This is a genomic window from Novosphingobium sp. FKTRR1 (assembly GCF_020404405.1).
In the GTDB taxonomy this organism is placed as follows: Bacteria; Pseudomonadota; Alphaproteobacteria; order Sphingomonadales; family Sphingomonadaceae; genus Novosphingobium.
The window spans coordinates 194321-206481 of sequence record NZ_JAIZDA010000001.1 but is presented as its reverse complement, the minus strand read 5'-3'; the positions used below and the strand labels follow the sequence as shown (position 1 = coordinate 206481).

The 12161-nt window shown below is 64.1% G+C and carries 10 protein-coding genes; 9 read left to right on the top strand and 1 reads right to left on the bottom strand.

What is annotated here, in order from left to right:
* Nucleotides 1-21: 21 nt before the first annotated feature.
* From LDN95_RS00875 to LDN95_RS00840, 8 genes are all read left to right on the top strand, one after another.
* Nucleotides 22-1455: a hypothetical protein gene (locus tag LDN95_RS00875; RefSeq protein WP_226015732.1), complete on the top strand. Its 1434-nt coding sequence runs from the start codon at nt 22-24 to the stop codon at nt 1453-1455.
* Entirely contained in the window at nt 1452-2291 is an 840-nt protein-coding gene (locus LDN95_RS00870) for an ABC transporter permease (protein ID WP_226015731.1), read from the top strand. The genes LDN95_RS00875 and LDN95_RS00870 overlap by 4 nt, the downstream gene beginning before the upstream one ends.
* A gap of 4 nt (nt 2292-2295) precedes the next feature.
* The gene (locus LDN95_RS00865; RefSeq protein WP_226015730.1) at nt 2296-2982 is read left to right on the top strand and encodes an ATP-binding cassette domain-containing protein; all 687 of its coding nucleotides are present in this window, start codon (nt 2296-2298) and stop codon (nt 2980-2982) included.
* A 29-nt stretch (nt 2983-3011) separates the two neighbouring features.
* Nucleotides 3012-4040 (top strand): hypothetical protein, encoded by a 1029-nt coding sequence (locus LDN95_RS00860; protein WP_226015729.1) that lies wholly within the window; start codon nt 3012-3014, stop codon nt 4038-4040.
* Between the two features lie 4 nt (nt 4041-4044).
* The gene (locus LDN95_RS00855) at nt 4045-5736 is read left to right on the top strand and encodes a GSCFA domain-containing protein (RefSeq protein WP_226015728.1); all 1692 of its coding nucleotides are present in this window, start codon (nt 4045-4047) and stop codon (nt 5734-5736) included.
* Complete coding sequence (locus LDN95_RS00850; RefSeq protein WP_226015727.1) at nt 5733-6824, top strand: class I SAM-dependent methyltransferase; 1092 nt, start codon at nt 5733-5735, stop codon at nt 6822-6824. Before LDN95_RS00855 ends, LDN95_RS00850 begins: the two co-directional genes overlap by 4 nt.
* Nucleotides 6825-6832: 8 nt before the next feature.
* Nucleotides 6833-8035, top strand: coding sequence for a polysaccharide biosynthesis/export family protein (locus LDN95_RS00845; RefSeq protein WP_226015726.1), 1203 nt, complete (start codon nt 6833-6835; stop codon nt 8033-8035).
* Nucleotides 8036-8200: 165 nt separating this feature from the next.
* Nucleotides 8201-9082, top strand: a complete 882-nt coding sequence (locus tag LDN95_RS00840) for a DMT family transporter (protein WP_226015725.1) — start codon at nt 8201-8203, stop codon at nt 9080-9082.
* Nucleotides 9083-9117: 35 nt separating this feature from the next.
* Here LDN95_RS00840 and LDN95_RS00835 read toward each other — a convergent pair whose 3' ends face one another.
* Nucleotides 9118-11511 carry a transketolase gene (locus LDN95_RS00835; protein WP_226015724.1) on the bottom strand — a complete coding sequence of 798 codons (2394 nt, stop codon included), beginning with the start codon at nt 11509-11511 and terminating at the stop codon, nt 9118-9120.
* Nucleotides 11512-11635: 124 nt separating this feature from the next.
* Between LDN95_RS00835 and LDN95_RS00830 the strand changes: the two genes are divergently transcribed.
* Nucleotides 11636-12112, top strand: coding sequence for an Lrp/AsnC family transcriptional regulator (locus LDN95_RS00830; protein ID WP_226015723.1), 477 nt, complete (start codon nt 11636-11638; stop codon nt 12110-12112).
* The last annotated feature ends 49 nt before the right edge of the window (nt 12113-12161 follow it).

Genomic DNA, 12161 nt, shown 5'->3' with positions numbered 1-12161 from the left:
TGATTTGAGGGAGCAGCCGTGATGGCAAACGAAGGCGAAGAGAAGGAACTCTTCTTTCAGGGCGGCAATCGGCCGGAGCCGGATGCCACCCTCGCTGGCGGGGACGCATTTGCTGCCAGGCTGCCACACGCGCAACCGCGGGCTGAAGGCGTGGTGCCGCCGCCGGTGGATGGTGGCAGGGGCTTCCGTGGCTTTGCTGCGCAAGAGTCCGCAGCCGCGCATGAGGCTGCTGCTTCGGAAGACCTGCTCGACGCACCGGCCCGCAGTCGCCCTGCCGAAGAGCCGTATGTCACCCAGACCAGCGAAACCAGGCTGCCGCCGTTTCCGTCGCGTCGCCCGACGCTCTCGATCGGCCGGGCGATCTGGTTTGCGCTTTCGTTCCTCGCTCCAGTCCTGCTCGGCGGGATCTATCTGTTCCTGATCGCGCCTGACCTTTACGTTACCGAGTTCCGCTTCACTGTGCGTCAACCACTGGCGCAGGCTTCGGGTGCTGGCGCAACAGCTGCGCCGAACGCGGCGTTCTTCGGCGGCAATCCGACTCCCGGCAGCGACTTGCTCGACAACTACACCGTTGCCGACTACGTGCGCAGCCCGCAGGCCGCCCGCGATCTCGACGCAAAGTTGAAGCTGCGGACCGCTTTCAACAAGCCGTCCGATCCGTTCTCGCGCATCGGCGATGCCTCCTCGGCTGAGGCGCTGGCGGCATACTGGCGCCGCATGGTCTATTCGGAATACGACCCGGCCTCGGGTCTGGCCGTGGTGCGGGTCAAGGCCTACACTGCCAAGGACAGCTTCGACATCGCGTCAACGCTGCACAAGTTGTCGGGCGATCTCGTCAACGGCATCGGCCATGAATCGCAGCAGGACACGCTCAAGTTCGCGCAAGTCGAAGCCGACCGTGCGACGGCCAAAGTCAATGAACTGCGCAACCAGCTTGAGGGTCTGCGTCGCCGCAATGCGGTAATCGACCCGACCACCAGCGTCGTGCAGGGCAACAATGAGCTGACCGATCGGTTGAAGGCGCAGCTTGCGCAGACGACCACGCAGATCGCCATTCTCAATGGCCAGCTCAATAACCCGAACGCACCGCAGATCCGCTTGCTGCAACAACAGCTTGTGGCGACACGCGCCGCGCTGAGCCAGACCGAGGGGATGGTTACCGGACGCGGCGATCAGCGCGATCTGGTGCGCACGATGGGCGAGTTCGAGGACATGAACACCCGCCTGCAAAGCGCGGTGCAGATCCTCGTCAACAACACCAGCGCGCTCAGCCAGGCGCAAGCGATGGCGGACTCGCAGCGCTTGTACATGACCACCTATGTCAAGCCGACGCTGCCTGATTCACCTGCGCAGCCGCATCGTCTCAACGACTTCGTCTTGCTGGTGCTCGCAGCCGGGCTGCTGTTCATCGTCGGCATCCTGATCGGTAACTCGATCAAGGAACACACCAAGTGAGTAGCGCTGCAGCGGGCTCTGGTGGCGGCTTTCGGGGCGAGGTGGATGATTTCCGCCTCGCCCTGGTGGCGCAATGGCGCACACTGGTGGCGCTGTTCTTTCGCGAAGCGGAAATGCGGCGCGGCCAAAGTTTCGCATTCAGCTTTCTGGCCTATGCGCTTGAGCCTTTGATCATCATCGCCACAATCTCGATCCTGTTCAGTGTGCTGGGTGTGGCCCCGCGCTATGGATCGAGCCTCACGCTGTTTCTGGCGACGGGTGTGGTGCCGATCTACATGTTCATCCATACCTCGATGCGGGTGCGCACTGCGGTCGCTCCTGGCCTTCACCGCATCCGCTATGCGATGGAGCAACCGCTTGATCACGTGATCGTTCATGCCGCCCTGCACATGATCTCGACATCGATCATGGCGATCGGCTTTTTCGGCTCGCTCTACTATTTCGCCGGGGTGGATCAGGCCGTTCCATTCGAGCCGCTGACCGCGGTAAAGGCGTCTTTGGCCATCTTCGTGATGGGTGCGTCGATGGGCATGCTCAACGCCGTGATCGCCCGTTTCCTGCCGATCTGGGACGTGCTGTGGCCGGCCATCGCCCGCGCCTCGCTCCACTTTTCGGGGCCCTATTTCGTTGCCGCGTTCCTTGCTCCCAATGTGCGGGGCTACTTCGCGCTCAACCCGATCCTGCATGGCGTGAACTGGTTCCGCCATGCGTTTTATCCGTTCTATCCCAACCAGATGACCGATCACGGTTTTGTTCTGACAGTCGGCGCCGTGATGCTGACCGCCGCGTTGCTGCTGCTCAACAGCTCGGTCCGCTATCTTGAAGACAAGGAATAAAGGAATGATCCGCCTGCAATCGCTGACTTACGCCTATCGCAAGGGCGCGCCGGTGATCGACGGATTGACCGTCGATCTGCCGAGCGACCGCCGCCTTGCGATCTTGGGCGCGCAGCAAAGCGGCAAGACCACGCTGGTTCAGTTGCTGGCCGGGTTGATCACGCCAGGCTCGGGTTCGATCGAGCGGCTTGCGCGCCTGTCGTTCCCGGCCGGTTACCAACGCGGTTTCCGCATGGCCAGCACGCTGGGCCAGAACATCACGTTCGCCGCCAAGATCTATGGCGCGGATGCGGACGAAGTGATCGGGTTCGTCGCCGACGTCACCGGCCTTGGCGCGATGGTCGACCGGCCCTTGCGCGATCTGTCGGTGCAGGATCGCATGAACACCAGCTTTGCTCTGACTTATGCCCTGCCGTTCGACACGTATCTGTTCGACAACACCTTCACTGTCGGTGAGCCTGATTTCCGGGCCAAGTGCCTTGCCATGTTCGAAGCGCGCAGCCGCACGTCGGGCATGATCGTGGCGACCAAGTTCGCGCGCACGGCAAGCCAGTTCTGCGACTGTGCGCTGGTCCTGATCAAGGGCCACGCGACCTATTACGACGACGTGGCCCAAGGCGTCGCTGCCTATGAACAGTCGCTGCCGGTTGCTCAGCCCAAGCCAGCGGCAGAGGCGCCGACCGGAGCCTGATGCCGGGGTTTGCGCCTGGATGCCGGCTTGTGGCTGCGGCACTCGCCCTCGTGGCGGTGCCGTTGCGCGCCGCTCCGGTTGAAGCGCCGTGCTTTACGGCGGCTGACAACACGCGCCTGCCGTTTGCGGTGTTCCAGCAGGCGCCACCGCCGTCGGCACGAGCGCGGCGGTACGATTATTACCCCCTGACAGCGGCAGCGACGATGCAACTTGGCCGATTGGCCGATGCAGCCGGTGGCACCGCGACGTACTATTTCCAATGGGCCAATCGTTCCAATGCGCCGTTCACCGACAAAGGTGGGCGGCCCGTCATCCGTAAGCCCAACATCCAGCCGTCCATCGCCGGAATGCGCAAGCAGCGCACTCCGTTCACCTCGGTCGCGCGCGCAGATGCCTGCACGCTGGCGCAGGCAGCCACGCTGCTTGGGCAGGGCGGCAAGGCGGCGGTGACCGCATTCGGTGCCGGGATCACCTATGCCAGCGAGACGGCACAGAGCGACAACGGGCTGACCGGACCGGCCGATCGTTGCGTCCTGCCCGAAGGTCTGCTGCCGGCAGGCGCCGGACTGATGCTCGATTACGAAGTGTCGGACGGACGCAGTGCTGCGCAGACGCTGGAGTTTCTGACCAAGTACGCGCAACTGGTGCACGGAGCCGGTCGCAAGGCGTTCCTGATGATCGATCCGTTCGATGCGCCCTCGCAGCGCTTTGGCGGGATATCCGCCGCCAATGCCAACGCCATCGTCAGCCGGTTCGATCACACTGCGATCATGCTGTGGAGCAAGAACCGGCAAGGCAGCCTTGCCGCCAGCTATGCGGCGCAGCGCGCGATGATCGCGGCGGGCGGGCAAGTCGATCCGCAGCGCCTGATCATCAATTTCGAACTGGCCGGGACCACGCTGGATGACGCGCGGTTCGTGCGCCGGACGATCCTGACCGACCGTCTTGCCGGGGTGATGTTCTGGCGCAACCGGGTGCGGCAGGGCGGCAGTTGCAGCACCGACGTCAACCGCAAGATCGCCGAAATCGTGTTTGGCCGCTCGAGCGGGGAGGGCTGAGGAGATGCCGCTGCTGACCCTGTCCGGCCCCGATGCCATGGCCAACCTCAAGGCCAACCCTGCCGCCACATGGCCGATGCGCGGGTCGTTCGGCAGTCGGCTGGAACCGCTCGCCAAACCGGGTTTCACCCCCTCGTTCAAGCTGGCGGCCGGGGAGCCGATCTTCACGATCGGTTCGTGCTTTGCCCGCCATGTCGAGACGATGCTTGAACAGTGCGGCTTTGCCATCCCGTCGCGCGCGGCGGTGAAGGCCGATCCGCAGTTCGCGCTGATCGGCCACAACATCCTCAACAACTACGGCGTGCCCTCGATCCGCAACGAACTGCGCTGGGCGCTCGACCCGGCTTGTCCGTTCACCGAAGATCAGGCATTCGTCGAGGTGACCCCCGGCAAGTTCGTCGATCTCCATCTCAACCACGCGATCAAACCGACGTCACTCGATGTCGTGCGCGCGCGGCGGCGGGCCATTCTGGCGGGCTATCAGGCGGTGCGCGATTGCCGGGTGGTGATCGTGACGCTCGGGCTGGCGGAATGCTGGTTCGACACCTGGACCGGGATTTACCTCAACACCGCGCCGCGTCGGTCGTTGCTGCGCCGATGGCCCGAGAGGTTTCAGTTGCATGTGCTCGACTATGCCGATGTGCTGGCGGGGCTGGAGGAAATCCTCGCCCTGCTGCGCAACTACGGGCACCCGGACTTGCGGGTGATGATGACCGTGTCGCCGGTTCCGCTGACGTCCACCTTCCGCGCGCAGGACGTGATGCTGGCCAACACATATTCCAAGGCTGTGCTGCGCGCTGCGGCTGAGGCTGTTTGCCTGCGCCACGATTGGGTCGATTACTACCCTAGCTTCGAATCTGTCACTCTGTCCGAGCGCGGCGCAGCGCTGGAAGATGACATGGTGCACCCGACTCATGGTGCGATCTGGCTCAACACCACGCGCATGATCCGCGCCTATGTTGGCGCTGACGCTCTCGGGCCGCAGGACATTGCCGCGACCATAGCGGAAAACCCGATGGCGGCGCTGACCCTGCTGGCCGAGCGCGAAGATCTGCTGGCGGCCGATCCGGCCCTGGCGATGGCGCTTTACGGCGCGGCGGCCAAGGCTGGGCGCATGGACCTGCTCGAGCGCGCGCTGGGCCACGTCGGCGATCGGGTGCCTGCCGATGAGCAAGACCTGACCCGCGCCCGGATCGCGTTGTCGCGCGGTGATGTGGCTGGGGCTCTTGCGCTATTGCAGCACGAGCCGACCCGTCGCGCCGCACGTGGGCAATTCTGGGCGACCAAACTCAATGCGCAACTGGCGCAAGGCGATCTGGAAGCGGCGCGCATGGTGGCGCAAGGCTGGTCGGCGTCCAACCCGCGCACGGCCGAGCCGTTCCGGCTGCTCGGCGTGGCTTATGCCGCAAGGCGCCAGTTCGATGCGGCCTTGCGGCTGTTCGAGGCCGCGCTCGATCTGTCCGACGACGATGCGCGCGTCCTGCTCGATTATGCCGATCTGCTGTTGCAGACGGGCCGGCGTAGTGAGGCGCAGGCGCTGCTCGACACGATCCATCCCGGCAATCCGGCGCAGACCGATCGGCTCGCCCGCTTGCGGCTGTGGGCGTGGGACAGCATCGCACCGATACCGGTGGATGCGGCACCGGCGTTTCAGCCGGACTTCGATGACATATATGAAGAGGTAGACGTTCAATGACCAATGGCCTGCGCCCGATCGCCGCAGTGGCGGTATCGAATGACGCGCCCGACCGCGCCAACGCGCGCGCCTCGCGGGCCGTCATCGATCTGCAGACCCGGCGCTTCTCGGAAAAGGGGCTGCAGGATGCCATCCTGGAACTGGTGTCGCGCAAGCAGACCGACCGGGCCACCAAGTTGCTGATCGATAGCCTGCCTGCGATGTACGAATCGAACGTCAACAGTAAGGAAAAGCTCAACAATCTGCTGTTTCTTGCGCGCGCAATCCAGAACGGCGGCGGATCGAAGCACGGGCATGTCAAGCTGCGCGCCAAGGTCAAGTCGCTGGCCGGGTTCGTCAAGGATCTGCCGCTGCCCGAGGGCGGCTTCATCGAGCTAGGCTGCGGTGCGCACGACCCTCTGGGGCTGTCGTTCTACTTCTTCCTCAACGGGCTGACCCCGGCTTGTGGCGTCGATCTGCTGCCGCCGCGCACCGACAATTTCAGCGCCGTCTCGATGTACGAAATCCTCGCCAACGTGAAGATGTTCCCCGGCCGCTACACCTGGCCCGGTCACAAGCCGCATGAGATCCTGACCGCATTGCGCGGGATCGACGTTGCCGCGTTCGAACGCGGTGACTTCTGGGGCGGGGTCGAGGCGATGGACGGCAAGGTCCGCCTGATCAGCGAGGACGTGTTGACCTGCGATCTGGTGCCCGGTTCGATCGCGCTGTTCACGTCGTTCGCGGTGCTTGAACATGTGACCGACATCGATGCGATCTTCCGCCGCAGCCATGAGCTGATGGCGCCGGGCGGAATCGCCTATCACTTCAACGACCTTGCCGATCATCGCAGCTATCGTGGCGATGATCAGTTCGGCCCGCTGTCGTTCCTGACCGACGAGGTCGCGCCGCCCAACATGAACCGCCTGCGCGCCCCGCAGATCACCGCTGCGGCGCTTGCCGCCGGGTTCGAGGTCATTACCGACCAGCGGATCACCACCGATTTGCCCGCCGCGCTCAAGGCCCGGCTGGTTTCGCCCTTTGCCGCGATGGCCGACGAAGACGTCGCGGTAATCAAGCAGCATCTCGTTCTTCGCAAGCCAAGCTGAGGTCCAACGTGCAACAAGACCCCCAGACGCTCGCTGTGCGCTCCGGCCACAAGTCCACCCTCCTTTCCGGCGTCGTGCTCGGCTCGCTCGCCCTGTTGACGTCCGGCTGCGCGTCGATGCCGGTGTCCGGCCCGATGTCGCCCGGTATCAGCCGCGAGGCTGCCGCAACCGGCGCGCCGTTCGTGCTGATCCCGGTCGACCGGATCGTGCTCAAGGAATTGAGTGGTGGCACCGTCGATGACTTCAAGCCGCTCGCCAGTGCCCAGCCCGTGCCGCAGGACGTGATCCACGTCGGCGACATGCTGTCGGTCACGCTGTGGGAATTCGGCAGCGGCCTGCTTGGCCCGATGACCAATGCCCAGGGGCTGGTCGGTGCGCAGTCTGCCACCGTACCCAACCAGACCGTCGACCAGTCGGGCATGATCATCGTGCCCTTTGCCGGGGACATTCAGGCTGCCGGCAAGACCCCGCGTCAGGTGCAGGCAGCGATCCTTCAGGCCTTGCGGGGCAAGGCCGACAACACGCAGGCGCTCGTGCAGATCGTCCAGACCACCGACAACGCGGTAACCGTGACCGGCGACGTCAACCATCCCGGTCGCTTCCCGCTGGCGGTCAGCGGCACCCGTCTGCTCGATGCGGTCGCGACCGCCGGTGGCACCAGCGGCAAAGCGCGCGACATGCTGGTCCAGCTGACGCGCGGTGGCGAAGTACGCTCGCTGCGTCTGCCCACGGTGCTGCGCGACCCGGCGCAGAACATCTACCTCAAGCCCGGCGATCTCGTCACGCTCGACCACGAACCGCAAAGCGTCGTCGTGCTGGGCGCGACCAACAAGCAGAACGAGGTCTATTTCGGCAAGTCGCGCCTCACTCTGGCCGAGGCCATCGGCAACGGCGGCGGCCTGATCGACAAACAGGCCGATCCCTATGGCGTCTATGTCATCCGTTACGAAAAGCTGGAAGTGGCCAAGAAGCTGCGCGTCGCGCCGCTGCCCGATTATCTGACCGTCGGCGATATGGTGCCGGTAGTCTATCAGGTGAACTTCAAGTCGGCCGACGGTCTGCTGCTGGCGCAAAGTTTCGCAATGCGCGATCAGGATCTTGTGTTCGTTTCGACGTCCGAGGCAGTGCAGGTGGGCAAGCTGGCCGGCCTGATCAACTCGGTCGCCAGCATCTTCAAGCGCGCCCAATACGGCGGCGCCTACGATTATTGAGCCATCGCGCTGCGGCAAGGTCTGGCAGAAAGCGGCACCGGTTTCCTGAGTGGAAGCCGGTGCCGCTTCCGTTCGGGCTGGCAGCGATCCGCGCGCCGGGTTTGCACAATGCGCGAAGGCTCCTTAAGGGAGCGCTTAATCGACGCGCGAAAGGCTCAACTCCGCATGCGGCCACGTGATTTTGCCCTGCTGGTTCTGGTCTGCGTGTTCTGGGCGATGAGCAATGTGCTCAGCAAGATCGTGGTGGCGCACTGGATGGTGCCGCCGCTGTTCTATGCCGCCGTGCGCTTTGCGCTGGTCGCGTTGCTCACGCTGCCATGGCTTCTGCCCATCCCGCGTCCGGTGTGGCGGATTGTGGCGGTGGGGTTGCTGATGGGTGGTGGCAATTTCGCGCTGATGTTCGTCGGTCTGCAAACCTCCTCGCCCTCAGCCGCTGCCGTGGTGGTGCAGGCCAGCGTGCCGATCACCACGCTGCTGTCTGTGGTGCTGCTGAAAGAGCGCATCCATTGGCGCCGTGGCATCGGCATCCTCTTGGCGTTGAGCGGCGTGTTGGTGGTGGTCTGGCAACCCGGTTTGCGATTGTCCGGCGGGCTGACGTTCGTGCTGGGGGCGGCGCTGGCCGGATCGTTCGGCGCCATCATGATGAAGCAGATGGAGCAGGTCAGCGCCCTGCGCTTTCAGGCTTGGGTCGGGTTGACCTCGTTCGCGGCGCTGGCACCGGCTTCGGCCCTGCTGGAAAGTCACCAGATGGCCACGGCCTCTGCTGCCGGGTGGCCGTTCGTCGGCGCGGTGGTGTTTTCGGCGCTGATCGTCTCGGTCTTTGCGCACACCGCCTATTACGGCCTGATCGCGCGGTACGAGGCGAACCTGATCGCCCCGCTGACGCTGATGACGCCGGTTGCGACCATCACGCTTGGCGTCCTGTTTACCGGCGACCATCTCGACGCAAGGCTTCTGCTAGGCACTGGCGTGGCTCTGGCAGGCGTGTTGCTGGTGGCGATCCGTCGCACCGGCGCACCCATTGTCGAGACGCAGGAGCATGCCTGAGCCAACCCCTGCGCCCTGCGCCCTGCGCCCTGCGATCAGTCCCTGACAAACAGGTCGGCAGCCGCTTCGATGATCGCTTCGCTGTCGAGCCGATAAGTCCGGTACAGGTCGGGCAGGTCGCCGGTCTGCCCGAACCGGTCGACACCAAGCGGGCTCACGCGCATGCCCCTGACCGCGCCCAGCCATGACAGGGCACCGGGAGCGCCGTCGATCACGGTGATCAGCCCCGCGTCCGGTTTCAGCGCGCCGAGCAGGTTTTCGACAAACGATGGCCTGCGCACACCGTCTGTCCAGCGGGCATTGCGCGAAGCCGACCAGCCGCGGTGCAGCAGATCGGGCGACGTAACGTTGAGCAGGCCCAGTCCGGGTATGTCGTCGGCCATCTGCTCCCACGCTTGCAGCGCTTCGGGGGCGACGACGCCGGTGAACACGATCGCCGCTTCCGCGCCCGGACCTGGCCGACGCAGCCAATAGCCGCCTTGCAGCGCGTCCTGCTCCCATGCGTCATCCTGCCGTTCGATCTGCGGGATGACGCGGGTCGACAGGCGCAGATAGGCGGAACTGCCATCGGGCTGCTGCATGTCCGCAAATGCCCAGCGCATCATCAGCGCTACTTCGTCGGCATAGGCCGGTTCGAAGTAGGTGAGGTTGGGCTGGCCCATGCCGATCAGCGGTGTGTTGATCGACTGGTGCGCGCCCCCTTCGGCAGCCAGTGTGATCCCCGATGGGGTGCCGACCAGCAGGAACCGGGCATCCTGATAGCAGCCATAGTTCAGCGCATCGAGGCCGCGCGCGATGAACGGGTCATAGACCGTGCCCACCGGCAGCAGGCGTGTGCCGAAATGTGGCGCCGCCAGCCCCAGCGAGGCCAGCATCAGGAAGAAATTGTTCTCGGCAATGCCCAGTTCGATGTGCTGGCCCGCCGCATGTTGCGCCCACTTCTGGGCTGAGGGAATCTTGGCCTTCTGGAATACGTCGGCCAGTTCCTGACGGCGGAACAGCCCGCGCTGGTTGACGAAGGCGCCAAGGTTGGTGGTCTGGGTCACATCAGGCGCGGTGGTGACGATGCGGTCGGCCAGCGCCTCGCCAGACTTCGCCAGATCGAGCAGGATGCGGCCGAACGCGGCTTGCGTCGATTGCTCGGCGCCATCGGGAACCGGCAATCGCGCCGGCACCGGAACGGCAGGTGCGGTCGGTTCAGGCGGCTTTTTCGCCAGCGCGCAAGCGTCGACGAAGGCCTTCAATTGCGCTGCCACATTGCTGCCAAGCCCTGCCCATGGCTCCCATTCCTCACCCTCGGCAATGCCCAGACTGGCGCGCAGTTGCGCGATCTGGGGAGGGTTCATCATGCCCGAATGGTTGTCCTTGTGCCCGGCCAGCGGCAGGCTGTGCCCTTTGACGGTATAGGCGATGAACAGCGTCGGGCGGTCATCGTTCGCTGAATCGAACGCATCGATCAGCGTTTCGGTGCAATGCCCGCCAAGGTTGGTCATCAGGCGGCCAAGCGCTTCATCGTCAAAGCTGGCGAGCAGTTCTCTGACATGTGGCTGTGTGCCTATGTCCGCCAACAACCGTTCACGCCACGCCGCACCACCCTGATACGTCAGCACCGCGAATTCGGCGTTGGGGCAGGTTTCGATCCATTGCGCGATTGCGGTACCGCCGGGGCGCTTGAACGCGGCCTGCTGCAGCTTGCCATGCTTGAGCGTGATCACCCGCCAGCCGCACGTCTCGAAGATATCGTCAAAGCGCCGGAACATGCGGTCTGCCGTGGTGCTGTCGAGCGACTGGCGGTTGTAGTCGACCACCCACCAGCAGTTGCGCAGATCGTGCTTGTAGCCCTCGATCAGGCATTCGTAAATGTTGCCCTCGTCCAGTTCGGCATCGCCCATCAGCGCGATCATCCGCCCGGCGTCCGCCTCGCACAGCTGCCCGTGGGCGATCAGGTAGTCCTGAACAAGGCTGGAAAACGCGGTGACAGCCACGCCAAGTCCGACCGAACCGGTCGAAAAGTCCACCGGAATGCTGTCCTTGGTCCGGCTGGGATAGCTTTGGACTCCGCCCAACCCGCGAAAATTCTGCATTTTCTCCAGCGACTGGTTGCCCAAGAGGTAGTGAATTGCATGCAGAAGCGGGCCCGCATGGGGCTTTACCGCGACTTTGTCCTGCGGCCGCAGCGCATGGAAATAGAGCGCGGCCATGATCGCGGTCATCGACGCGCAACTCGCCTGATGTCCGCCCACTTTCAGGCCGTCGCGCTTGGGACGGATGTGGTTGGCATTGTGGATCATCCACGAAGACAGCCAGCGCAGCCGCGTCTCGAGCAGGTCGAGAGACCTGATCCGCTCCTGACGCGCATCGGCTGGCGAACCATCGCCTGCTGTATCAGGTTTGCGCGCTTTGCGGGTGGTGGTCTTGATCAGTGACATGCCGTGCTCCCGAACGATCGACCACGCTTATCAGGCAGAGCGTTGGAATGTCCTTGCAATCATTGCGTCATTTTGCGCATCATTGGGTCGATTTTGCCGACGATCGGACTCTTTGTGGAGGAATATGCCAAAAACGTCGCTCGATGCGCTTGATCGCAAGATCCTGCACAACCTTCAGGTCGACGGTCGCATGTCCAACCAGGATCTGTCCGAGCGGATCGGACTGTCGCCAAGTCCGTGTCTGCGACGGTTGCGGCAACTGGAAAGCGATGGCGTGATCACGCAGTATGTCGCGCTGGTCGATCCCGGCACGATCGGGCTGGATGTGACCGCGTTCGTGCGCGTGCGGCTTGACCAGCAGGACGATCGGCACCTTGCCGTGTTCGAAAGCGCAATCGCCGAATTTCCTGAAGTGATGGAATGTTACCTGATGACCGGCGATGCTGATTATCAGTTGCGCGTGGTGGTGGAATCGCTCCACGCCTTCGAGGAATTCCTCAGGGGCAGGCTGACTCGCATTGCGGGCGTCGCGCAAGTGACCACCAGCTTCGCGCTGCGTCCGGTGGTGTACAAGACCGCACTGCCGGTGGATGCTGCCTGAAAGCACAATCCACAGGCGCAGCGCATACGGAAACGGGCAGCTTACGCTG

What these genes read in the sequence shown, in the direction of transcription:
- LDN95_RS00875 (WP_226015732.1), top strand. Translation starts at nt 22, where the DNA reads ATGGCAAACGAAGGCGAAGAGAAGGAACTCTTCTTTCAGGGCGGCAAT.
- LDN95_RS00865 (WP_226015730.1), top strand. Translation starts at nt 2,296, where the DNA reads ATGATCCGCCTGCAATCGCTGACTTACGCCTATCGCAAGGGCGCGCCG.
- LDN95_RS00855 (WP_226015728.1), top strand. Translation starts at nt 4,045, where the DNA reads ATGCCGCTGCTGACCCTGTCCGGCCCCGATGCCATGGCCAACCTCAAG.
- LDN95_RS00850 (WP_226015727.1), top strand. Translation starts at nt 5,733, where the DNA reads ATGACCAATGGCCTGCGCCCGATCGCCGCAGTGGCGGTATCGAATGAC.
- LDN95_RS00840 (WP_226015725.1), top strand. Translation starts at nt 8,201, where the DNA reads ATGCGGCCACGTGATTTTGCCCTGCTGGTTCTGGTCTGCGTGTTCTGG.
- LDN95_RS00835 (WP_226015724.1), bottom strand. Translation starts at nt 11,511, where the DNA reads ATGTCACTGATCAAGACCACCACCCGCAAAGCGCGCAAACCTGATACA.
- LDN95_RS00830 (WP_226015723.1), top strand. Translation starts at nt 11,636, where the DNA reads ATGCCAAAAACGTCGCTCGATGCGCTTGATCGCAAGATCCTGCACAAC.